This window comes from Hohaiivirga grylli (genome assembly GCF_039655745.1).
Taxonomy (GTDB): Bacteria; Pseudomonadota; Alphaproteobacteria; order Rhizobiales; family Beijerinckiaceae; genus Hohaiivirga; species Hohaiivirga grylli.
In genome coordinates this window covers 434,876-457,760 of sequence record NZ_JBBYXI010000002.1, presented here as the reverse complement: position 1 = coordinate 457,760, position 22,885 = coordinate 434,876, and the positions used below count along the sequence as shown (strand labels likewise).

The window sequence follows — 22,885 nt, the reverse complement described above, 5'->3', positions numbered from 1 at the left end:
ATGAAAAGATTGATTAGTGCCGTTTTAGTTGTTTCAGCCGTCTTAACTGGTGTTGCTCAGGCTGATCGCCTTGATGACATCAAGAAAGCTGGTGTTTTGCGCGTTGCCGCATTTGATGGCAACCCACCATTTGGTTTTGTTGATCAGCAGAGCAAACAGATCATTGGTCTTGATGTTGATTACGCCAAAGCAATCGCTGACAAGATTGGCGTGAAACTTGAAATTCGCCCGACAAACCCAGCCAACCGTGTTCCCCTGCTCGTCTCAGGACAGGTTGATCTCGTTCTCGCCAACTTTACGATTACGGAAGAACGGGCAAAGCAGCTTGATTTCTCAATTCCCTATTTTGCATCAGGACAGCAATTCCTTGCTAAAAAAGGTGTCTTGAAGTCTCCTGATCAGATTGAAAGCCTGCGTATTGGTGCAGATAAAGGCACCACCAACGAAATCAATCTGCGTAAACTCTATCCAAAGACAGTGATTGTCGCTTATGATGACACACCATTTGCTTTTACGGCACTGCGTAATGGCAATGTTCAGGCAATCACTCAGGATGGACCAAAACTGGTTGGTCTGCTTGCAAATGTTCCTGATAAGGAAAACTACGAAATTCCAGCTTTCACCATTTCAGATGATTACATTGGTGTCGGCGCTCCAAAGGGAGAAAAGGCTCTGGTCGATCTCGTCAATGAAACCTTGCGGGAACTTGAGGCTGATGGACGTGCATTGAAGATTTACAATGCATGGTTCGGCCCGGATTCCAAAACCCCTCTCCCACGACTTTTCAAAATTGGCGATAAGTAAGCCTCATACTTATTCCTTCTAAACACGATAAGCCGGTCTAACCGGCTTATTCTTCTTTTCGGACTGAAGAGTCGATATGCTTGCTCCCGAATATATTGAATGGCTTTTAAGCGGTTTCGGCATTACCGTTCTGTTGTCGCTTACCTCATGCGTTGCTGCATCTGTTATCGGAGCACTGGTCTGTGGTCTCCGCATTAGTCAGAGCAAACTGCTGCGCACTTTTGCCAGAACCTATATAGATATCTTCCGCAATACTCCCCTGCTGGTACAGCTTTTCTTTTGGTACTTTGGGGCCGCATCTCTTCTGTCGTCTGATCTGATGATCTGGCTGAATACGCCGCGCAGTCTTTCTTTGGGATTTATGACGCTCTACTGGCCATCATTTGAATTTCTGGCTGGGTTCATTGGACTCACGTTCTACACATCGGCATTTATTTCAGAAGAACTGCGCTCTGGTATTCAGGCTATTCCGCAGGGCCAGCACCATGCAGCAGCCGCCCTTGGCTTTACCCCTCGTCAGATATTTTTCCTGATCATTCTGCCTCAGGCCATTCGTGTAAGCCTTTTCCCTCTTCTCGGGCAGTATATGAATGCTCTCAAGAACTCATCATTAACAATGGCTATTGGTCTTGCAGAACTCTCTTATGCATCACGTCAGGTTGAAACAGTCACCTTTAAGACATTTCAGGCATTTGGAATTGCTACGGTGCTTTATGTTCTGGCAATCGCCATTCTCGAATTAATCGGCCGACATATCTATAAGCGTCACATCCTGTTACGGGGAGCTTTCTGATATGAATCTCTCTGTCATCTGGGATAATCTCGATTATTTACTCATAGGTGCATGGCCGAATGGCCCGGTCGGTGGACTGGCCCTGACCGTCATTTTAAGTATCAGCTCTGCAATTGCATCTGCTGTTCTTGGCTTGATTCTTGGCATTGCAATGGTCATGGCGAGCCAGCGATTTGAAGCTTTGCTTGCAACAGCTCTTGGCTTCTTCCGCGCCATTCCGATTATCATGCTGATTTTCTGGATCTATTTTCTGCTACCTGTTTTATTTGGAATAACAGCTCCGCAGGTAGGCACTGTCGTTATTGCTCTTTCTCTGGTTGGAGGCGCCTATCTCGGACATGGTGTAGCAGCCGGTATTCGCAGTGTCAGCAGCAAGCAATGGGACGCAGGTCTGGCGCTTGGCCTTAAACGCTGGGAGGTTCTGCGCCTGATTATTTTACCTCAGGCCCTTCCACGCATGATGCCTTCATTCATCAATCAATGGATATCTTTGATCAAAGATACATCGCTTGCCTATGTTATCGGCGTACCTGAACTTTCGTTCGTAGCAACCCAGGTCAATAACCGCGCTATGGTTTATCCCATTGAAGTCTTTTTATTTATTGGCCTTGTGTATTTTATCCTATGTACAGCCTGCGATATGCTGGCAAATAGAACGACAAAATGGGCAGGACTCATAGTCCGCTAAATAAAAAAACGCAGAGCCGCTAATTGCTCTGCGTTTCCAAGGCCCTTACCAGCCGCGATAATAGCGCCGTGGAGGTGGGTAATACGGACGTCCATAATAACCACGTGGAGGCCCATAATAGCGACGTGGTGGTGGCCCATAATACCGTCTGTAATGGCGATGATGACGGTAATGACGACGGTCTCTCGGATGATAGTACTGAGCCTTTTCAACTGCTACAGCGGTTTGGCTGACACCATGAATAACATCAGCCTGAACCATTGGCATCGCTTGCACATTCGTCATTGCAGCAATGGTTAGCCCAGCGGATATATACAAAATTTTCCACATAACGCACTCCATTGAATCTCAAACTTCATAAGAAGGATACGCCCATCTGTATGAACAGTCCATAAATGATGGTTTCATCAATCATTCATTGACGAAATATGCAGCACATAAAATTAAGCAGAAAAAACATAAGGTTACATCAGAAGACTTATATTAACTTGACTGATTTTTTTTTTAGCCTACGTTATAGTCATCGATATTTGCTAGATGCTCTGCCTTTGGACGAACCGTCCACCTGACTGAACTCAACCATAAATCGACTTAACTACCTCCCATATGGGAGGACTATATACTTATACGCCAAAGGATTTACTATGAGTTCCGGCACAATTAAATGGTTCAACCCAACAAAAGGCTACGGCTTCATTCAACCTGACGATGGTTCCAAGGACGTTTTCGTTCACATCAGTGCAGTTGAACGCGCAGGTATCCGTGAGCTGAACGAAGGCCAGAAGGTCAACTATCAGGTTGCTCAGGATAAGCGCACAGGTAAAGAATCCGCAGATCAGCTTGAGCTGGCCTGATACGGTTTCTAACCAACAGTAAAAAAATAACCGGCATGAACTTGCCGGTTATTTTTTTGTCTGTCGTATCAATAATTAGCGCAGTTCTTTTCTAGCCTCGCGCAGCTCTTCTTCAGCCTCGCGAAGTTTCTTCATGCGCTTTCTGATCTGCTTCGCATCGCCCTCGGCTTCAGCCTCACGCAAATCAAACTTACGTTCCTCAACCTTGCGCTCTTTATCCGCAATATTCTCACGGTATTTTCTTTCCAGCCCTTCATCAGTGCAGCGATCTCTCACCTCTGCCAAAGCTCTCTCAAGCCCCCAGATCCTATGCTGGTTTCTATGCTCACGCGCATATCTGAGTTCGCGCATAATCTTCTGTTCTTTAATAGTACAGCTTTGTGAGAGAGGCCGGGCGTCTGCGACAGCTGTGGAGCCAACAAGAACGGCAAGAGAAAGAAGAATTGTTTTTTTCACGGGTATCCCCACTTTAAAATTGTAGTTGTTCGAACCCATTCTCAGAAGAACAGGGACAAAATCAGCATATTGAAGTTTCAATAAGAATGGCGACTCCGGAAGGATTCGAACCTTCGACCTACCGCTTAGAAGGCGGTTGCTCTATCCAACTGAGCTACGGAGCCTTGGATTATATTTACGGGATTAGTGCGTCCAGGGAGCAACCCTATCGAACTTGAAGTTATCGGAGTAAGTCGCAATACGGCGCCTGGCTTCATGTGACTTTTCTACCCGATAAGGAATCCCCTGTTTCTGTGCATAAGCAACAGCTTCTTCCTGAGTGTCAAAGGACAGGCGGATCTGCTGACGTGTATCGCTGGATGTTGTCCAGCCCATCAGGGTATCTGCACTTTTAGGAGAAGAAGGTTCAAAAAGAAGAACCCATTTTCTGGTTCCTGCAAGACCGGACTGAGAGGCATCCTTGGAGGGTTTGAAAATTCTTGCGAACATAATCTGTACCCAACTTGTCTGACCCTAATCCGCTTTTAATGAGCAGATGATGGGAAGTACCAGAAAAAGCGATTTGTGGGACATCGCGAAACTCGGATGGTCGGGGCGGCAGGATTTGAACCCGCGACCCTCTGCTCCCAAAGCAGATGCGCTACCAGACTGCGCTACACCCCGTGACCGTGAGAAGGCTGCTAACATGCCTATTCTCTCTCTGCAAGAGCACTAGGCATATTTTTCGTAATATTTTGAAATTTTACTGTGTTTTTTTAAAAATAGGATATTCCACCCGATCTCCAGCCTTGATCCCAAGCTTGGAAGTAACCCCTCCGGCAAGCTCCAGAACTGAAAGAACGGGCTCTCCCGAGTCGATGACCCGTGTGGATAACGGTTCGGTATTTTCTGCAATACGGGCGATCGAGCCATCTTTACGGATAAAAATCATATCTAATGGAATATAGGTATTCTTCATCCACATGGCGACAGGTATCGGATCTCCAAAATCGAAGATCATTCCCTGATCGCTTGGTAATTCTTTGCGAAACATCAGGCCACGCTGGCGCTTTTCATCCGTGTCGGCCTTTTCAACCTTGAACACATGGCGCTCGCCATTAACTGTTACAATCGTCAAAGGATCAAACTGCTGCACCTGAACTAACTGCTGCGCGCATAAGTGGCTGGATGCTGTTGCAATGAAAACAACAGACATGACCGCAATGGCCAAACTGCTCAGGCGAGATCGTAAAAACAGCATCACACATTTTCCCTTCAGGGAGAATAAACAAAAACAGGGTAGTAGAAGCCCTACTACCCTGCAAGAACGAGATAATCCATGCATCAATGGGAGCGAGGCAAATTCGTATCTAATGGACGAACCTCGGCAGCCATACACCCCTTTGAGCCAAATCCGTAACGAACAAGCACAATATCGCCAGGCTTTACATCTGCAATACCGTAGCGCCGCAAGATTTCCATATGAACAAAAATATCAGGCGTTCCCTCTCCCCGGCTGAGAAAGCCGAAACCACGCAGACGATTGAACCATTTCACAACGGCGATCTCTAAACCGCTCGAGGGTGTTACGATAACATGCGTCCGCGGCATTGGGAGTTCAGACGGGTGCAAGGCAACAGATTCATCCATTTCAAGAATCTTATGAGCCTGTAGCCCACGATTGCCCTGTATAGCCTCAACGACAACATGCGCCCCCTCATTGACGGACTGATAACCGTCACGACGGAGGCAGGAGATATGTAAAAGAACGTCTGCAGAGCCATCATCAACTGCGATGAAGCCAAACCCTTTAGATACGTCAAACCATTTAATACGGCCAGTAACGAGAGTTATCTGTGGCGCAACTTCTCCAACATGCTCAGCATGGGAAGTATCAACATCCCCGCCCTTGCCATCTTCGGCCCGCATTAAAAAGCTATTTTCAACTTCCGAACTGAATTTGTCAGTCATATCTACACCGCAGAATCAACTTTGTTCTTGGCATAAAATAGCACTCAACAGCCGCGAGGGAACCCTGACTTTATACTTTTTGGTATTCCCACCTCTACAAAAGAAGAAGGACTTTATACATAATAGCTACAAACCTAAGCCAATTAGTGTAGTAGAATCCTTTCTTAAGAGTCAGTTTCATAAGGTACGCAAAGTTTTTTGTAAGATTTTGTTTTGAACCTAAAAATGCAAGCAATCAGGGAAAATATTGCATTCGTTTTCCCCTAAAATATCGTGGAAAATTTTCATCGTGGATGGATACTTAAACAAACACTCTTTCGGTCGCTGGTTATTAGTGGATTTTCTACGCGGGTTCTTCATTCTCATCATGGTTGTGTACCATGCGATATGGAATCTGGCTTATTTCCGCTTTCTTCCCCAGAGCCTGTTAACAGGGCTAGCTTGGGAAACGATAGGGTACCTCATAGCAGGCTCCTTTCTAATGATATCTGGTATCAGCCTCTCTTTAGCCCACCGCCCCTATTTCAATATTGAGGGCTTTATAAAAAGGTTGCTGAAGCTCATTCTTGCCGCAGCTTTGGTTACCCTTGTGACCTGGTTTGTTTTTCCTGACAGCTATATTTTCTTTGGAATTCTGCACTGCCTCGCAGTCAGCAGTATTCTTGCCTTGCCATTTTTAAAAGCACCAATATGGCTCATTCTTATCGTTATCATTTTCAGTCTGGTCTTACCGGAATTTTTTACGCAATCATTTTGGGATACGCCCTGGCTTGAATGGCTCGGTTTCGGCAACACCCTTCCAATTACAAATGATTACGTCCCTGTTTTTCCATGGTTTTCATTTGTCCTCATCGGTCTTCTCATCGGACGTATTCCAAAGGGAATGCGTATGGAAGTACAACGCACATCCTATGCCAGGTTTCTGATTACAGCAGGTCGCTGGAGTTTGGTTATTTACTTACTGCACCAACCAATTCTGTTTACGGCAACACAACTGGGAGCGATGGTCTTTCCTCCAAAGCAGGAACAATTACCCTCTGTCGTTTTTCAGAAAGAATGTGAAGACAGCTGCATTGCTACAAATGTAGAGATAAGCGCATGTCGCAGAATGTGCCTCTGTACGACAAAAGAACTGTTCTTTAATCCGGCAAATGAAGATATCAAAACGGCTCTACAGCACCCTGAAAAGCTGCCTCAGATTCAAAACCGTGTTACTGAAATTGCCAACGCCTGTGCTAAAAAGGCAGGCCAAGAACATAATGAACAATGAGCCTCCAGTGTTATGATGATCTTTCTAATTAAACTTCTTGGAGGCCCTTTCATCATCTGGCTTGCCAGTGTTGCCGGCCGAAAATGGGGCCCGGCTGTTTCAGGGTTACTAGGCGGATTACCTTTGCTGGCAGGCTGTATTGTTGCAGCCCTCTGGCTCGACCTTGGAATGGACTATGCCCTTGATACGGCACGTGCTGCGCCCTCGGGTCTTCTGGCGAATTCTGCTTATATGCTGGTAATGGCATATGCGAGTTTATATTTTCCCTGGTACGGTATGCTGGCCTGCGGATGGGTAGCCTATCTTCTCGTTGCCCTGTTCGTTGCTTCTACGGGGCAATCCCATACTCTGGAAATGTCCCTCATTGCACTTGCCAGCCTTCTTCTTGGTATTTGGATCATCCCCAAACCACAATCTCCTCCTCATATTTCCAAGCTGCCACGCTCAGAATTATTTGCCCGTATGCTCACAGGCTTCATTCTTGTTGCCGGTCTGAGTTTTGCATCACAATTGCTTGGCCCCTCACTCACTGGAATCTTTGCAGGTGGCCCTGTTGCAGCAGCCGTTATTCCGGCGTTTACCCTCGCAAATGGCGATAGAAGCGCTGTATTAATGCAGCTACGCGGTTTTCTGACGGGTCTTGTCGGGTTCAACCTTTGCTTTCTGATACTGCCACCATTAGCCCTGAAAATTGGTGCATGGGCTGTCATACCAGCGGGCGTATGCGCCGTATTGACTGTTTATGCAGTGAATTACACCATTCGCTTCCTATCTCAGGCCCGAGCTTAGTTTTTGAATCAGAAAACTAACCTAATCATATGATTTTTAAAGAGTATCCATGCTGTTTTGATTGCCCTGCGGGCAGCATAACCATTGTATCTTTATCTTGTATTTCACCTGAGAAACCCTCCCAGTCAGCATGGGAGCTCCATGCTTCCAGACAGAGGAATGGAACCTGAGGCTTACTCCACAAAGCCAAATGACGGCATTCGGAAACAGAGAAGATTACGCCTTCACCATTGTTATTTATGAGTGTCAGGTCTTTAGATTTCGCATCCCTGAACACCAAGGCCCCTTGCTGGAAAATATCTGCTTCCAGCAAAAGGGTTTCTCCATCAAAATCAAGCTTACGGTTTTGACGTGATAACAACCCACCAGTAACAATTTTTGGAATATCTGGTCTTTCTGGCTTTTCAAAAACCACTTTTCCCATAGCAGCAGGCCAGTTTATTCCCGGGTGGAAACCAATAGCATAAGGTAACACCTTATGATCGGTATTGGTGACCTTACACTGATATGCAAATCCCTCATCCAGAAGCGTAACTTCCACATCCAGTTGGAATGCAAAGGGAAAGTGTTTTCTGCTCTCTTCCGTATCACCCAGCCGCAGATGAACCTGATTATTGGTTTTGCGGATGAGTACAAACTCCATATCTTTAGCAAAACCATGTTGCGGCATTGGATAGGAGCGAACTTCAACAAGGATACTTCCATTTCGACAGGCACCGACAACAGGAAAAAGTAATGGCGCCGTGCCATCCCAGATATCAGGATCTGCCTGCCAAAGGTATTCCTGATCATCAACTCGCCATGAAATCGGTTCAGCCCCAAGAAGACTGAGAGCCAGTTTTTGCTTTTTATTTGTAAGAACCACTATCTTGGCATCTGGGTTGTGCATCTGATGGCCTGACATCTCAATGAAGACCTGTTTGATTTCTACACGACATTCTCAACACTTATCCCATCGCGTTAACACAATTTCAGACTATAAGAGTTAGCATCTTTTGTTATAGTCATTCCTAGAGTTACTACGGTTAATTTATGCGCTTGCCTCGTCTCAAACAACTGGCCCCCGGCCTGTCAGCATTGAGAAAACTGACACCTGATCAGGCAATGCGTGATGTTCTGGCCGGATTGAGCGTCGCAACTGTCGCCATTCCCATTGGTCTGGCCTATGCGGCTCTCATGGGACTTGCACCATCAACCGGTCTGTACGCAAGCATTTTTCCGGTTATTGCCTATGCCATCTTCGGCCCTTCAGCACGCCTGATTGTTGGGCCGGATGCAGCAACCTGTACACTGATTGCCGCTGCATTAACTGCTCTGGAGCTATCTGGACCGGACCAGCGCGCCCAAGGTGCAGCGGCCTTAGCAATCGGGGCTGGGTTTGCCTGCTTTCTAGCCTCCCGACTGAAACTTGGATTTATCGCCAACTTCCTGTCCCGCCCAATTCTGACCGGCTATCTGACAGGTGTCGCCGTTAATCTGATGCTATCCCAGATTCCGAAACTGACAGGCGTTTCAATTCCGCATACCGGAATTGTTCAAACTCCCTATGGCCTGTTCCAGCACCTGCAGACAATCAGTATTGCCACCCTCCTCACAGGTCTGAGCGTATTTGCTATATTGCGGGCCATGAAGAAATGGCATCCCCAAATTCCTGCAGCCGTTATTATTATTGCCTTCAGCATTCTTATCTCATGGCTCTTTAACTTTGAGGCCTTTGGCATTGATACTCTTGGTGATGTTCCACGAGGGTTGGCATGGTTCAGCCTGCCGTCTTTTGCCTATCAGCCTGAAACCTTCATCAGTGCCGTTCTTGGTGTTTTCATCATCAGCTTTTCAAGCGGAATTGTGACAGCTCGCAGTTTTGCTAATAAACTTGAACGCAACATTGATGCCAATCGTGAATTACAAGGCTTTGGCATGGCAAACCTTGTTGCCGGTTTATTTCAGGGCTTCACAATTACCGGAGCTGACTCCCGAACAGCCGTCAATTATGCAGCAGGAGGCTCCTCACCTCTGGTTGCGATTGTTTCAGCCCTCACAATAGCTCTGGTTGTGATTTTTCTGACAGAACCCCTTGCCTATCTCCCTCAGGCTGTTCTTGGTGCCATACTTGCTTCTGCTGCTATTGATCTTATCAATATCGGCCAGTTCAGAACTCTGTGGCGGATTAGTAAGGCAGAGCTTATTCTGGCCCTCATTGCGACAGTTGGCGTTATCTGGCTCGGCGTTCTGCCCGGGGTTATCGTTGCCGTCATCGCAACGATGGGCAACCTCCTGCGCCTTGCCGTGTCTCCCAGAGACGCCTTACTGGGAAGTCGTCCAGACTCTTCTGATATCGTCAAGCTGCATCTTGATCCTCAGGCGCAGATTATACCGGGTTTCGTGATTTATCTGTTTGAGGGCTCCATCGTCTTTTTTAATGCCGAGACATTTCTCAGACGTAGTTCAATGATGGTGAAAACAGCACAAAACATGCAATGGTTTGTGCTTGATGCCTCTGTGATGACACAGGCAGATGCCAGCACGATTGAAGCGCTGGAAGAGCTGGATGAAGAAGTGAGAAGTGTCGGTGCCAGACTGGTTATTGCCGGAGGGCACCGAAACTTCAGACGCGCCCTTGAGCGCTCCGGTTTCATTGAGAGGCTCGGCGGACCTGACTACATGTTTGATAGCAGTGAACAGGCTGTACGCTTTTTAAAAGAACGGATTATCCCCGCAGATAAATCCGTTAAAGTCGATCAGGCTATTTAAGTTTTTCTTCCAAACTAACCCACAGGTGTTGATCCCGATAATCACGAATGGCGATATCAGCACCCGCGTCCACCAGCTCTGTCTCTGTATGAGTGGTCATCAGGCCATAGGTAAAAATACCAGCTCCTTTTGCAGATATGATACCTGTCTTTGAATCTTCAAAGACAATAGCTTCATCCGCATTTATGGCGAAAGCCTCCAGAGCAGCCTTGTAAGGAGCAGGATCAGGTTTTCCCTTCTCCATTTCTGACCCCAATATCTGAATATCAAAAGCATCTTCAAGTTTCAGAACAGGCAGAACGAAATCAACGTTCTCACGGGGAGCATTGGTCACAAGCCCGACCGACAGTCCCTGCTGCCTAGCCCATGCGATAACTTCATAAACACCTTCGACCGGAGCAACCTGCGATGCCAGCTCCCGAAAGCGTGCTTCCTTCGCATCTCCGCGCCGACGGATTTCATCTTCATCAAGCTCCGGGAAGAAACGGGGCAATATCTCCTCGTTGCGCCCACCTGAAATATATTTACGGAAAAAAGCATCATCAACATGATGCCCAAGAGGAGCAAGAATTTCAGCAAAGACAGCTAAATGTACCGGATCAGTATCAACCAGGGTACCGTCAAGATCAAACAAAAGTGCTTTCAAGGACAATTCATATTCCAGTCGTAGTGGTAGGCAGTATATACAGAATTTATACCAAAGTGGCATAACACTCTATGAAAACAACTTCTACAGAATATTATTCTACCAAGCAGGCCTGTTTTTTTGTTTTAAATCAAAACCATAGGTGAAAAGCTCAGTTTTAGCTTGTAAGTTTTCATATTCTCTCCATATTGACTATGCATTAAGTATTTTTAGCTACTTTGTTTTTACTCCGGCCTTTTTATATGCCCCCACGGGCCGGCTCCTTAGCGTGGTCTTTGACCACGCTTTTTTTATTGCAACATGAGCGCTATTTATTACGCCATCCCGCCGGTAAAACCGCCCATTCGGGCAATACCAAGCAGCATCAGACGAACTTCACCATGGCATCCCCGCTGGTTACAGGTTTCCTTACTCTCAAGTTCATCCAGATAGAGATACTGACGATCTTCATCAGTCAGCAGTTGCTCGGCCGTTCTGAAATGAACCTTGCCACATGAGCGGCAAGTAAATTCTATCTTCTGGCGGGGTTCGAGATCCCGTAACTGCAAGTTCTGTTTCCAGCTCATTTCACCAAAAATCCTCTGCGTCCGGTATTCGTGAGAAAGATATCTTCCCGCCGGCATAACCACCGGATGGCTGACGCCATTCACCCAGTGAAATCACGGTCTGGCCATAACGCTGATTAAGCTCATCAATGGCCCGGGTTGTTGCCTCCCACTTACGGCGCTCATCCATATCTGTATTGAAAAGGTCTTCCTGACATTCATTTGCCTGACTGAAATCAAGGAGTGTCACCCCAAGATTGAATATCGGCCCGACCGGCAGTTGCGCTGCGGCCACCCTCCACGCCCTTTCCAGAGCCAACAGGATGGAGTGATCATCATTGACGGCCATCATCCGCTCCATATGCCGCCAGTTACTATCGCGCTGTGCCAGCCAGACCCAGAGCCCGGATGCATAAAGATTGGCCCGGCGTAAGCGACGGGCTGCCTTTACAGCCAACAAACGGGCAACCTCACGCGACCCCTGCAGGCTGCGGTTTTCAGGTGGTAGAACCCGGCTATGGCCGATCATACCCTGTTTGCTCTCCTCAGCTTCAATATCGTAGCCGTGGAGCGCATACCAAAGGCGCTCCCCATTCACGTTCCCCCATATCTTGCGCATCAATTTCGGATCAGTTCGATACAGGCTCTCGGTGCTGTAAATATTGGCATGATAAAGCCGCTGTCGCATATTGGGGCCGATACCGGGGATATCCTTGATATCCATTTGTAACAAAGGTCCCGGCATATCCTCCGGCTTCCAGACAGCAAGACCATCGCCATAAACACCATCATGCCATTTGGCTTGTTTGCAGGCAATTTTTGCCAGGTGCCTGTTAGCTGCTGCACCCATCGTTAAAGTAATATACGGGCCAATATTATCTGACACGGCCTTCTTGACTTCATGGGCAACAGCAGCCGGATTATGGATGGCCGTACTATCCAGCCGACAGGAAAGCTCATCGATGGATTTGATGACATCAATCGGTAGCACGGACGATATCTGCATGGTCAGCGCGTTATGTGCCCGGCGGTAGAGATCTGGTGATTGTGCAACAATCTGAATATCCGGGCAGATACGCCGGGCTTCACGAATGGACATGAAGCCTTTTATACCAAGCATCTTGGCCTCTTTTGAGACAGCAATCAGCCCCGTTCGTTCCGTATCACCAAACGGCACAACACCCACAGGCCGCTCACGTAAACGGGGCCGCATCTGCTGCTCAACGGATGCAAAGAAGCCATCACAATCAATATAAAGATGCTCCACCGTCTCTGGCTTGCGCATATCCTGTGTCCCATGTTCTTAATTAGAACATATAGTGAACAAATTATATATCAGGAGTCAACGAGAATGATTTTTTCATTGCCAGATAACAACGCTGGAAAGCGGGAGAGAATAAATTCAGTGACCAAAGATAATACAATCAGAACAATATCTTAAAAATAAAAATGCCTAGAAATGTTTAGCGCCAAAGAAGAATTGTTGGCGCCATTTTTTGCCTATTCAATTCCATCAACAGCAAGAGGAACACGCATGTAACAATAATCTATAATTTGAAGGAAACATCAGATGGACAAGAATACAACGGATACGCCTACCGAGTATTATGATGTTCTGATTATCGGTGCCGGTATTTCAGGAATTGCCGCCGCCCACCACCTTCAGGAACAATGCCCCGACAAGAGCTTTGCCATATTGGAAGCCAAGGAAAGTTTTGGCGGTACATGGCTCACCCATAAATATCCAGGCGTGCGCTCAGACAGCGACCTTCATACCTTCGGATATCGTTTCAAGCCATGGACAGGCGCGCCCATCGCAACCGGTGATGAAATTCTCGCCTATATGAAATCCGTAATTGATGATGACGGGTTACAGCCCCACATCCGCTACCAGCACACCGTTGAAAGCGCCTCATGGTCCAGCGAGGAAAACCTCTGGACCATAACAGCCAGAAGAAGTGATACAGGCCAGTCTCTCCGCTTCAAAACACATTTCCTCTGGATGTGCCAAGGCTATTATCAGCATGCAGAGGGCTACACCCCGCAATGGCAAAGCATGTCTTCATTTAAAGGCCAGATCATCCATCCCCAGACATGGCCAGAAGATTTGGAGACTGCGGGCAAGAAGATTGTTGTCATCGGCTCTGGTGCCACGGCTGCAACGCTTATCCCTGCCCTTGCCGGGAAATGTGCCCATGTCACGATGCTCCAGCGCTCACCAACATGGTTCACGACCGGGCGCAATGCCAATGCCATGGCAGAAGAGCTACGGCTTCTTGATATTGATGAAAGCTGGGTTCATGAAATCACCCGTCGTAAAGTCCTGCGTGATCAGGCCCTTTTCGTCCAGCGCACGAAAGAAGAACCGGAAAAGGTCAAAAGTGACCTTCTGGCCGTCCTACGTGAACATCTGGGGAATGACTTCGATATTGATACCCATTTCACCCCACGCTATCGCCCATGGCAACAACGTGTTGCCTTTATTCCGGAAGGTGATCTCTTCAAGGCCGTAAGAGAGGGCCTAGCTTCTGTTGTAACGGATGAGATTGATAGCTTCACCACACACGGTATCCAGCTGAAATCAGGTAAACATCTTGATGCTGATATCATTGTCACGGCAACGGGCTTCAATCTCTCCGTTCTTGGAGACATCAGTTTTACGATTGATGGAGAGCCACTCAACTTTGGCGATACTATCACCTACCGTGGCATGATGTTTACCGGCCTCCCGAATATGGTCTGGGTTTTCGGCTACTTCCGTGCCAGCTGGACACTCCGCTCTGACATGGTGGGAGATTTCGTCTGCAAGCTTCTGAAGCATATGGATGCGAACAACGCCAGAAAGGTCACGACTGAACTTCGGCCCGAAGACGAAGGCATGACACTTGGGCCGTGGATTCACCCGGAGGACTTTAACCCCGGCTATCTCGCCCGCGGTATGCATCTGCTCCCGAAACAGGGAAACAAGCGGGAATGGCAACATACCCACGACTACTGGCTCGATAAAGACGACTTCCCCGCAATTGATCTCAATGACCCCATCTTCAGCTACGCCCGCTGAAAATAACCCTCATTGTGTTTATTGACGGAGATATCGACATGACTGTTTCCATACCTATGAAACGCCAGCTCGTTCAGACCAACGGTATCAGCACCAGCATCCTTGAAGCTGGTCGCGGGCGGCCAACCATTTTGCTGCATGGTACCAGTTCCAGTGCCCTGATGGGCTGGGGCCCTCTTCTCCCCGAGCTTGGCAAAACCAGAAGATGCCTGGCTCCTGACTTTATCGGCTCAGGGGAAACGCAGGATAATGGCGGCGCGATTACCCTCGACATGCTGATTGCTCAAGTCAAAGCAACAGCAGCTCTTGCCCCTGATGAGCCGATAGATATTATCGGCTATTCACTGGGCGCTGTTGTTGCTGCCGCGGTGGCATCAGAAATGCCAGACCGCATCCGCCGTCTCATTCTGATCGGCGGCTGGGTTAAAAGCGATATAAGAATGAACCTGCTGTTTGATTCATGGATTACCCTTGCCCGAACAAATCGCTCTCAGCTTGCCAACTTCGTCATGCTCAACGGCCTCTCGGATGCCTTTTTTGAGACCATTGACGAGATAACGCTCGCAAACCTTCAAAACCAATATGCAGAAAACCTGTCTCCGGGCAGTGACCGCCAGGCCGCATTAGACGCAACCATCGACATCTGTGCCCGCCTCCCCGACATAAAAGCCGAAACCCTCGTCATCAGCATGACCGACGACCGTATGGTACGGCCCCATCATTGCCGACAACTGGCGCGAGGAATTAAGGGTGCGAGGTTCGAGGAGATTGATGCCGGCCATCTGGTGTTTGTGGAGAAACCTGAGAGGGTCGTTGAGCTGATTGAGGCCCTTAGATGAGAGAGACAGAAAACATCTGATAGTGCTGCCCTAAAATTTCTCAACATCCGATCACGAGAAACCGGCTGATCTGCTATTTCAGCTATGGGAAAATATGTTAAGGACAAGCTATGAAAGCATTCCTTATCATTTTTGGCATCATCATCTGTATTGCCACATTCCTCTTTTTCACATGGTTCAGTGCAATGGGCTGCATGTCCACAACCGCAGCCCCCTGCCGTGGCAATGACTTCTTCCGGGAAGAGGCCATCTACGCCTTCTACATTCCGTTTGCCATCGGACTGTTGATTACCCTAGCCGGGATCATGAAGAAGCGTTGATGGCTATTAGAGTTGGTTGAAAAGGGATGCATGGGCTCCTACTCAACTAAGAAGTGCCATAATCCAATCACGAAAATGGAAATATTTTCCCCAAACCTCTTCGTTCTCGAATATTAATGGGCTATCTAGAATAGAAACGTAATTTAAGATAAAACCGTAAATCTATCAAAAGGATAGCGGAGAAATGATGAAACTTGCAGCCTTACTTGCACTTATAAGCTCATTTTATAGCCTTGCACATATTATGAAACAAGGAACATATAAGGGCATTCCTATCCTTAAAGGTATCAAACGCTTATTCACCCAGGATTATGATAAAGCTGCAGTCTTTCTTGCATATATGTCCGCTACAATAACTTTCATGTCGTAATTGAAGGGTAATCAAATCAATGCCATGGCATATAGGAACAGCCCTTTGGCTTATTATTTTAGGTTTGATGATATATTCAATGGTCTTTCTTGCAGTAGCTCTAATTAGACCTGTTTATTATAAAATTAGAAAATATTTGAAATAGAAAAGCCCCTTATGGGGCTTTTCAGTTCCAGAGCTAGCCAATTCTCTAGATTGGGGTAGTCACCTACCATCTATCCCTAACAGCAGATTTCATATCTTAAGCTTCGCCCGCAGGAGGGGGGAAGATCATAGATAGATCAACATCATGTACTTCTTTCCATGCTTGAGCAGGCCATGCTTTTACCGTTCCCCATCGAGGATCTAGAACATTATTAACGGCAATGTTATTTGTCCGACACCAGCGGCGCATTGGTACCCAATCGTATTTCACCCCTGTTATGTTCTCGATTGCGGTAATTGTGGCTTGCTTGGCTCCTTGCCCCAATTCATCACATAGTTGGTTTGCTCTACGAACGGCAGCAGAGGCGGTTGCCATTGCTGTTGCTTCTCGGCGGCTGCCGATCTCTGCCTTTGTAAGTTCTGCGTCTAATCTACTTTCCCGCTCACTTTTTAATTCGGTCAAAATCCGAATTGTTGTATCAGGATTTGCAAGTATCGCTTCAATAGTTTGAGGCATGACCAACATATTATTTTTGAGTACTGACGGAAGTACCTCTTTAAATATCCATCCTTTAAACTGCCCAGCAGTAGGAAGAGATGAACGAGTAACTAACCGCATAACATCAGACTGACCTATTAGAATTGTTCGGGGATCGAGAGACTGTATACCATTACCCCCTACTTGAGAGGTATTCTTGCAATGATCGCTAATTGCTTTGTGAGGATTGGAATAGCCAAGTCGTTCCGCAATATCTTTGGCAACAAACCATGCCATACCATTACGCTCAACAACCCTAATATTTCCAAATTGTTCACTTTGAAAAAGTGTTGGGACTGGTAAAGTTGTATCAGTTGTACTAAGTGTATTTATATTCATCACGTTATTCCTTATGTGATTGATAATTTAAAGCGGCGGGTGAGGGTCGAAATTCTCCCGCCGCTTTTTCTATTTCAGACTGTGCTTCTTTCATCAGTAACAGACCGAAGCCTTTTACAAGGATTCTTATCTTTGATGCGTGGCTTATAAAGTCCAACAATAAGCCCATTCCCCATCTTTTAAATTCAACCTGTAGTATCCTATGGATGCTACAAGTGCGCTGCTCAGCATAAAGTTTAACCTTATTATTTAACCTCTACTATAGTACCAAGTCTTTTTTGTATTTAAAGACAAGTACAAATATAAATTCACTATGATATTTTGTCAACCTTCAGTTGCAATCATTTTTCATTTCATGTATTTATTTATTAGTGCAAAAAGGAAGTGTAATGGCTATTGAGAGAAAAAGACCCCCAAAAGGCGAAACCCTAACCATCCGCCTGGACACCAAAAATCGATTTATGCTTGATTTCATGGCTCGCCTTAAAGGGCAAACTATAACCATGGTTATAGAAAGAGCCTTAGCTGATGCAGCTGAACGTACAGTGATTCACAAAAAAAGCCCTTTTTCACGGAATGATTACTCTGAAAACTGGAAAGATTACTGGGATGTAAACGAAGGCATACGCAGTTTAAAAATTTACCAAGAAAACGAACTTTTCCCTACTTATGAAGAAGAGAAACGTCTACAGTTCACAAAAATTCATCATGTTTTCTTTTACAAAGACAATACATTTTCTATCTTCATCCCTCATTATATCGAAATATTATGGCCTAGAATTGATGAGTTTATAAAGTTGTGGGACGAGACTAAATCTAAAGATTACTTTGAAGCTGGAATGGAAATGCTAAGAGCTATTTCTGAGGCTGGACTTAGACCGCCAACATGGCCTCCGCAAACTACGCAGAGTCAAGAAACTAAAAGTCGTTTCAATGATTTAGATGACGACCTACCGTTCTAATTAGTATTTATATTTTTAATCGCGTTATTAAAGTTTCACGCTATTAGCTTACTATTTATCATAGGGTATGCATCTTAAAACTGACTAGTTCACTAAAAGACTGCAAAACAATTTTAAAGGCTGAAAATAAAAATGGCGCGCCCTACGGGACTCGAACCCGTGTTTCTGCCGTGAAAGGGCAGCGTCCTAGACCGCTAGACGAAGGGCGCGCGGATCCGCGCTAAGCGCTGCGGATTGGCGCTGTATAATGGGGTTCTTCTCCCGGGGCAACCCATCTGATGCATTTTTTTTCGTCACACACAGGCTCTTTTTGAAGATCATCCCGGCATGGTTAAGATATAGCTACGCTTTCAGGCCTCGCAGCACACAAGCAATAGAAATATTTTTCTTCAATTTATTGTTTATTCTTAAGGCCTTGCAATATCAATGAGCCGCAAATCAGCCTTCTCGTTACCACCCCAGCGGTCAATCGAGAGAGTGCCAGCAGCATGCACAAGTTCACCAATATTTTTTTGCAAGGCAATACCTAATGGCTGCCCGGCGGCGCGAAAAACGATGCCGCCAATGGTTGTGCCATCGCCGGAGCGAAGCTTGATTCTGATATGGCCGGAGCTTCCAACCTCCCGGGCCTCAACAAGACGGTGATTGGTGAAGGCAAAAACCGGCTCTGGCTGGCTGGAACCGAACGGGCCTGCCTTCTGAACCAGTTTCAAAAGCTCAGGCGTTGCCCCACCTGCCGTCAGGATGGCATCTACTTCCAGTGCCTCACCCTGCCCGTCATCAGAACCATGGGTCGAAAGATACCCGGCAATAAAGGCACGAAACTCTTCTAACCGTGCGAGCGGCACCGTCACACCTGCCGCCATGGCATGGCCACCACCCTTGATGGCAATACCCGCATCAACGGATGCCCGAACGGCAGCACCAATGTCATATCCCGCCACAGAGCGCCCTGAGCCTGTTACCTGCTCCTCACCAGACAGGGTAAAGGCGAAGGATGGAAGACGGAAACGCTCTTTTACACGGGCTGCAACAAGGCCCACAATACCAGCATGCCACTCCGGCGCATAATTGAGCAGTAAGGTTGTCTGGGGGTGCTGCTGGAGATAATGTTCGGAAGAAGCCATTGCTTCCTCAACCGCCAGCTGTTCAATCTGCTGACGCTCTCTGTTGAGAATATCAAGCTCACCCGCAAGACGCCCGGCATTCTCAGGCTCTTCTGTCAGCAGAAGGCGCGTTCCTAAGCCTGCATCACCAATACGGCCGCCCGCATTAATGCGAGGCCCAATCAGATAACCAAGATGCCAGGCCTCAGGCGCATCCTTAAGACCAGCGGCATCTGCAAGTGCAGCCAACCCCGGACGGCTGCGGCTGCGCATCACAGAAAGCCCCTGACGCACAAAGGCCCGGTTCAGGCCCTTGAGAGGAACAACGTCCGCAACGGTTGCCAGCGCAACCAGATCAAGCGCTCCCATCAGGTTCGGTTCATGCCCAGCCTGCCAGAAGCCTTTTTGGCGGAGATTACGGTTCAGCGCGACAAGAAAGACAAATACGACACCCGCTGCACAGAGATAGCCAAGGCCTGAAAGATCATCCTGCCTATTGGGGTTCACCAGTGCATTGGCATCTGGCAATTCAACCGGTGCCTGATGGTGATCAAGGATAACGACATCAAGCCCAAGACGGCGGGCTTCGCTAACGGGCTCATGCCCACTTGTCCCGCAGTCTACCATGACCAGCAGCTTTGCCCCCTGCCCGGCAAGATTGCGGACAGCCTCGGAATTCGGCCCATAGCCTTCTGTCAGACGATCCGGGATATAGGTGATGTAGGGAACCTGCGCCTGACGCAGATAATCAGCAAGAAGCGCCGTACTACAGGCACCGTCAACGTCGTAATCGCCGAAGATGGCAACTTTCTCGCGGGCAACAACGGCCTGCGCCAAACGCTCTGCAGCCTTCTCCATATCCTGCATAACGGATGGATCTGGCATCAGGTCACGCAGTTTCGGCTCAAGGAAGCTTTCAACCTCTTCCAGATCAACCTGACGGCCTGCAAGAACACGGGCCAGAATATCAGCAATGCCGTAATGTTGAACCATGGCGGTGGCAATCGCATTCTCATGCGTATTGCAACGTTCAACCCAACGCTGTCCAAGTTCGGAAGCGGTTACGCCTGCCAGAGTCTGTCTGTCGTTTTTTAAGTTTGATTCGTTCACGGAAGCATTATGCCCTTTTCAAAGAGAAAGGCATAGATAACAGCCCCTTCTATGAGAAAACCCCGCAGGATAACTGCGGGGTTCTGCATTATTCAGAAAGCTCTGAGCGATTAATCGAGGAAGAACTTTGCCAGTTCACGGTGCTCAGCATAAATGCGACGCACGGTTCCTGTTGCAGAGCGGTAAACGATGGTTTCTGTCGTGATAACATCTTTACCGAAGTGTACGCCCTTTAGCAGGCCACCATCAGTCACGCCGGTTGCAGCAACGATCACGTCACCGGAAGCCAGCTCATTCATGTCATAACGCTTGTTGAAATCGGTTACGCCCATAGAAGCAGCGCGGGTACGGCTTTCTTCGGTATCGAAAATCAGACGACCCTGCATCTGACCACCGATACAGCGCAGAGCGCCAGCAGCCAGAACGCCTTCAGGAGCCGCACCGATACCAACATAAAGGTCAATACCTGTCTGCTCTGGGTTAGCCGTGAAGATAACGCCGGCAACGTCGCCGTCAGAGATCAGGCGAATGCCTGCGCCCATGGCACGGATGCGGGAGATAAGCTCGGCATGACGAGGACGATCAAGAATTAGAGTGTTGATTTCATGAGGCTCTACACCCTTTGCCTTTGCCAGATTGCGGATATTGTCTTCAATTGGCGCATCAAGGTCGATAATGCCTTCTGGATATCCGGGGCCAACAGCAATCTTCTGCATATAAAGGTCAGGAGCAGCCAGAAGTGTACCGGCTTCAGCCATCGCCATAACAGCGATCGAACCCGGCATATCCTTGGCGCAAAGGGTGGTTCCTTCGAGCGGATCAACAGCGATATCGACTTTCGGGCCGTTCTTGTTACCGACCTTTTCACCGATGAACAGCATCGGAGCCTTGTCACGCTCACCTTCACCGATGACAATTGTGCCATCAATCGGCAGGCGGTTCAGCTCACGGCGCATGGCATCCACGGCCGCCTGATCGGCCGCCTTTTCATCACCACGGCCACGCAAGCGCGCAGCAGAGACCGCGGCACGTTCCGTCACACGAACGAGTTCAAGCGTCAGAATACGCTCAATCAGTTTATCCGGTTTGACGGTAATAATCTCTGACATTGTGTGGCCTTTCCTGATTACCCTATAGTGGTTAGTGGTTATTCACGTTCGATACGGATGAGCTGAGGCTCTTCCGCTGTCAGCCCGTCGGCAGAAATTCTGGCAAGAGCGGAACGTATCCGGCTCTCCTCAGCCGCATATGTGATCAGCACTAACGGCACTGGCGTTCCTGAACGCCCCGTGCGATCCGCGCTCGGCTGTTCGCTATCCGGACGTTTTTGCAAAATGCTTTCAAGCGAAATCTCTTCTTCAGCCATACGTGTTGCAACACCTGCAGCAACGCCCGGACGATCATGAACCATGAGACGGATGTAATAGCCGCCCTGATGCAGCTGCATACCGGCCGATGTGGCCTTGATCAGAGAAGCGGCTGAAACACCGAATGGTAATGGTACGGCATCAGCGGCGACATCTGTCAGATCAGCAACAACCGCTGAAGCGGTTGCATCACCACCGGCACCCGGACCAATCAACGTCAGTTCTTTCACGGCATCAGCATCAATCGTTACGGCGTTTGTCACACCCATAACCTGAGCAATTGCCGATGTCTTTGGAACCATCGTTGGATGGACACGCTGCTCAAGGCCATTCTTGCCGTATTCTGCAACGCCCAGCAGCTTTATCCGGTAACCGAGCTCACCAGCCATTGTGATATCAAGCGGCGAAATAGAGGAGATGCCTTCAACATAGATGGAATCGGCATCAACTTCGGTTCCGAAAGCAAGGCTAGAAAGAAGCGCAAGCTTGTGCGCCGTATCAAAGCCCTCAACGTCAAATGTCGGGTCAGCCTCTGCATAACCAAGCTTCTGCGCGTCTTTCAGGCAATCCTGAAATGTCATGCGCTCATTTTCCATCCGGGAAAGAATGTAATTGCAGGTACCGTTCAGGATGCCATAGATACGCTTAATGCGGTTAGCCGACATACCTTCACGCAAAATCTTGATGACGGGAATACCACCCGCAACAGATGCCTCAAAAGCAAGAGCTGTATCTTTTTTCTCTGCTGCCGCGGCCAGTTTAAGACCATGCTTTGCCAGAAGAGCCTTATTGGCTGTCACGACATGCTTGCCGTTGGCAATAGCTTTTTCAATGGTTTCATAGGCCATGCCATCAGCGCCACCGATAAGCTCAACAATGCAGTCAACATCAGATGAGGCGGCCATATCAGCGGCATTATCAAACCACTGATAACCTGAGAGATCGATACCACGATCTTTACTACGATCGCGGGCTGAGACAGCTGTCACGACAACAGGACGACCTGTCTTCTCTTCAATCAAAGAGGCCTGTGTATTGAGAATACGGATAACAGAAGCACCGACAGTTCCAAGTCCGGCAACACCAATACGCAGAGGCTCTTTCATAATCTCAACCACAGTTAGCATATTGAAATGGCGGGATTGACCACTCAATACGGAGTATCAACGCATGCCCATCTCGA

The 22,885-nt window shown here is 47.9% G+C and carries 24 protein-coding genes and 3 tRNA genes; 11 read left to right on the top strand and 16 right to left on the bottom strand.

Going from position 1 to position 22,885, the window contains the following annotated elements; all coding sequences use genetic code 11:
- The 3 genes from WJT86_RS06505 (at nucleotide 1) to WJT86_RS06495 (ending at nucleotide 2,285) form a co-directional block, all read left to right on the top strand.
- On the top strand, nucleotides 1–804 hold the full coding sequence (locus tag WJT86_RS06505) for an ABC transporter substrate-binding protein (protein WP_346336718.1): 804 nt from the start codon (nucleotides 1–3) through the stop codon (nucleotides 802–804).
- 76 nt (nucleotides 805–880) lie between these two features.
- Nucleotides 881–1,597 (top strand): amino acid ABC transporter permease, encoded by a 717-nt coding sequence (locus WJT86_RS06500; protein WP_346336717.1) that lies wholly within the window; start codon nucleotides 881–883, stop codon nucleotides 1,595–1,597.
- A 1-nt stretch (nucleotide 1,598) separates the two neighbouring features.
- The gene (locus WJT86_RS06495; protein ID WP_346336716.1) at nucleotides 1,599–2,285 is read left to right on the top strand and encodes an amino acid ABC transporter permease; all 687 of its coding nucleotides are present in this window, start codon (nucleotides 1,599–1,601) and stop codon (nucleotides 2,283–2,285) included.
- Between the two features lie 45 nt (nucleotides 2,286–2,330).
- Here the strand turns inward: WJT86_RS06495 and WJT86_RS06490 are convergent, their stop codons facing one another.
- Nucleotides 2,331–2,615 carry a hypothetical protein gene (locus WJT86_RS06490; protein WP_346336715.1) on the bottom strand — a complete coding sequence of 95 codons (285 nt, stop codon included), beginning with the start codon at nucleotides 2,613–2,615 and terminating at the stop codon, nucleotides 2,331–2,333.
- Between the two features lie 314 nt (nucleotides 2,616–2,929).
- On the opposite strand from WJT86_RS06490, the gene WJT86_RS06485 reads away from it, so the two are divergent.
- On the top strand, nucleotides 2,930–3,139 hold the full coding sequence (locus WJT86_RS06485; RefSeq protein WP_346336714.1) for a cold-shock protein: 210 nt from the start codon (nucleotides 2,930–2,932) through the stop codon (nucleotides 3,137–3,139).
- A 75-nt stretch (nucleotides 3,140–3,214) separates the two neighbouring features.
- Here WJT86_RS06485 and WJT86_RS06480 read toward each other — a convergent pair whose 3' ends face one another.
- The 6 genes from WJT86_RS06480 to WJT86_RS06455 form a co-directional block, all read right to left on the bottom strand.
- Complete coding sequence (locus WJT86_RS06480) at nucleotides 3,215–3,595, bottom strand: DUF1090 domain-containing protein (protein ID WP_346336713.1); 381 nt, start codon at nucleotides 3,593–3,595, stop codon at nucleotides 3,215–3,217.
- An 87-nt stretch (nucleotides 3,596–3,682) separates the two neighbouring features.
- Nucleotides 3,683–3,759: transfer RNA gene (locus WJT86_RS06475), tRNA-Arg, on the bottom strand.
- Nucleotides 3,760–3,778: 19 nt separating this feature from the next.
- Nucleotides 3,779–4,084 carry an ETC complex I subunit gene (locus WJT86_RS06470; protein WP_346336711.1) on the bottom strand — a complete coding sequence of 102 codons (306 nt, stop codon included), beginning with the start codon at nucleotides 4,082–4,084 and terminating at the stop codon, nucleotides 3,779–3,781.
- A 97-nt stretch (nucleotides 4,085–4,181) separates the two neighbouring features.
- Nucleotides 4,182–4,258, bottom strand: a tRNA-Pro gene (locus tag WJT86_RS06465).
- A gap of 79 nt (nucleotides 4,259–4,337) precedes the next feature.
- On the bottom strand, nucleotides 4,338–4,835 hold the full coding sequence (locus WJT86_RS06460; RefSeq protein ID WP_346336710.1) for a DUF192 domain-containing protein: 498 nt from the start codon (nucleotides 4,833–4,835) through the stop codon (nucleotides 4,338–4,340).
- Nucleotides 4,836–4,918: 83 nt separating this feature from the next.
- Nucleotides 4,919–5,545 (bottom strand): cold-shock protein, encoded by a 627-nt coding sequence (locus WJT86_RS06455; RefSeq protein ID WP_346336709.1) that lies wholly within the window; start codon nucleotides 5,543–5,545, stop codon nucleotides 4,919–4,921.
- Between the two features lie 247 nt (nucleotides 5,546–5,792).
- On the opposite strand from WJT86_RS06455, the gene WJT86_RS06450 reads away from it, so the two are divergent.
- Together WJT86_RS06450 and WJT86_RS06445 are read left to right on the top strand one after the other, a co-directional pair.
- Entirely contained in the window at nucleotides 5,793–6,815 is a 1,023-nt protein-coding gene (locus tag WJT86_RS06450) for a heparan-alpha-glucosaminide N-acetyltransferase (RefSeq protein WP_346336708.1), read from the top strand.
- A 12-nt stretch (nucleotides 6,816–6,827) separates the two neighbouring features.
- Nucleotides 6,828–7,604, top strand: a complete 777-nt coding sequence (locus WJT86_RS06445; protein ID WP_346336706.1) for a hypothetical protein — start codon at nucleotides 6,828–6,830, stop codon at nucleotides 7,602–7,604.
- Between the two features lie 25 nt (nucleotides 7,605–7,629).
- Here the strand turns inward: WJT86_RS06445 and WJT86_RS06440 are convergent, their stop codons facing one another.
- Nucleotides 7,630–8,493, bottom strand: a complete 864-nt coding sequence (locus WJT86_RS06440; protein ID WP_346336704.1) for an aldose 1-epimerase family protein — start codon at nucleotides 8,491–8,493, stop codon at nucleotides 7,630–7,632.
- A 143-nt stretch (nucleotides 8,494–8,636) separates the two neighbouring features.
- Between WJT86_RS06440 and WJT86_RS06435 the strand changes: the two genes are divergently transcribed.
- The gene (locus WJT86_RS06435; RefSeq protein WP_346336703.1) at nucleotides 8,637–10,355 is read left to right on the top strand and encodes a SulP family inorganic anion transporter; all 1,719 of its coding nucleotides are present in this window, start codon (nucleotides 8,637–8,639) and stop codon (nucleotides 10,353–10,355) included.
- On the opposite strand, the gene WJT86_RS06430 is transcribed toward WJT86_RS06435, so the two are convergent.
- The 3 genes from WJT86_RS06430 to WJT86_RS06420 all read right to left on the bottom strand — a co-directional run bounded on the left by WJT86_RS06430 (nucleotide 10,348) and on the right by WJT86_RS06420 (nucleotide 12,831).
- A complete protein-coding gene (locus tag WJT86_RS06430; RefSeq protein ID WP_346336701.1) occupies nucleotides 10,348–11,007 on the bottom strand; it encodes an HAD family hydrolase in 660 nt (219 codons plus the stop codon). The genes WJT86_RS06435 and WJT86_RS06430 overlap by 8 nt on opposite strands.
- A gap of 308 nt (nucleotides 11,008–11,315) precedes the next feature.
- On the bottom strand, nucleotides 11,316–11,567 hold the full coding sequence (locus WJT86_RS06425; protein WP_346336700.1) for a hypothetical protein: 252 nt from the start codon (nucleotides 11,565–11,567) through the stop codon (nucleotides 11,316–11,318).
- Between the two features lies 1 nt (nucleotide 11,568).
- Nucleotides 11,569–12,831: a Y-family DNA polymerase gene (locus WJT86_RS06420; RefSeq protein ID WP_346336699.1), complete on the bottom strand. Its 1,263-nt coding sequence runs from the start codon at nucleotides 12,829–12,831 to the stop codon at nucleotides 11,569–11,571.
- A gap of 285 nt (nucleotides 12,832–13,116) precedes the next feature.
- Between WJT86_RS06420 and WJT86_RS06415 the strand changes: the two genes are divergently transcribed.
- The 3 genes from WJT86_RS06415 to WJT86_RS06405 all read left to right on the top strand — a co-directional run bounded on the left by WJT86_RS06415 (nucleotide 13,117) and on the right by WJT86_RS06405 (nucleotide 15,766).
- Nucleotides 13,117–14,607: a flavin-containing monooxygenase gene (locus WJT86_RS06415; RefSeq protein WP_346336698.1), complete on the top strand. Its 1,491-nt coding sequence runs from the start codon at nucleotides 13,117–13,119 to the stop codon at nucleotides 14,605–14,607.
- Between the two features lie 38 nt (nucleotides 14,608–14,645).
- Nucleotides 14,646–15,446 (top strand): alpha/beta fold hydrolase, encoded by an 801-nt coding sequence (locus WJT86_RS06410; protein ID WP_346336697.1) that lies wholly within the window; start codon nucleotides 14,646–14,648, stop codon nucleotides 15,444–15,446.
- Nucleotides 15,447–15,556: 110 nt separating this feature from the next.
- A complete protein-coding gene (locus WJT86_RS06405; RefSeq protein ID WP_346336696.1) occupies nucleotides 15,557–15,766 on the top strand; it encodes a hypothetical protein in 210 nt (69 codons plus the stop codon).
- Nucleotides 15,767–16,377: 611 nt separating this feature from the next.
- On the opposite strand, the gene WJT86_RS06400 is transcribed toward WJT86_RS06405, so the two are convergent.
- A complete protein-coding gene (locus WJT86_RS06400) occupies nucleotides 16,378–17,157 on the bottom strand; it encodes a BRO-N domain-containing protein (protein ID WP_346336694.1) in 780 nt (259 codons plus the stop codon).
- Nucleotides 17,158–17,546: 389 nt separating this feature from the next.
- Between WJT86_RS06400 and WJT86_RS06395 the strand changes: the two genes are divergently transcribed.
- On the top strand, nucleotides 17,547–18,119 hold the full coding sequence (locus tag WJT86_RS06395) for a hypothetical protein (protein ID WP_346336693.1): 573 nt from the start codon (nucleotides 17,547–17,549) through the stop codon (nucleotides 18,117–18,119).
- A gap of 133 nt (nucleotides 18,120–18,252) precedes the next feature.
- On the opposite strand, the gene WJT86_RS06390 is transcribed toward WJT86_RS06395, so the two are convergent.
- The 4 genes from WJT86_RS06390 to WJT86_RS06375 form a co-directional block, all read right to left on the bottom strand.
- A tRNA-Glu gene (locus WJT86_RS06390) sits at nucleotides 18,253–18,328 on the bottom strand.
- A 198-nt stretch (nucleotides 18,329–18,526) separates the two neighbouring features.
- Nucleotides 18,527–20,335 (bottom strand): single-stranded-DNA-specific exonuclease RecJ, encoded by a 1,809-nt coding sequence (gene recJ / locus WJT86_RS06385; protein WP_407066915.1) that lies wholly within the window; start codon nucleotides 20,333–20,335, stop codon nucleotides 18,527–18,529.
- Between the two features lie 110 nt (nucleotides 20,336–20,445).
- The gene (gene glpX / locus WJT86_RS06380; protein WP_346336691.1) at nucleotides 20,446–21,444 is read right to left on the bottom strand and encodes a class II fructose-bisphosphatase; all 999 of its coding nucleotides are present in this window, start codon (nucleotides 21,442–21,444) and stop codon (nucleotides 20,446–20,448) included.
- A gap of 38 nt (nucleotides 21,445–21,482) precedes the next feature.
- Nucleotides 21,483–22,808, bottom strand: a complete 1,326-nt coding sequence (locus WJT86_RS06375; protein ID WP_346336689.1) for a homoserine dehydrogenase — start codon at nucleotides 22,806–22,808, stop codon at nucleotides 21,483–21,485.
- Nucleotides 22,809–22,885 lie beyond the last annotated feature (77 nt).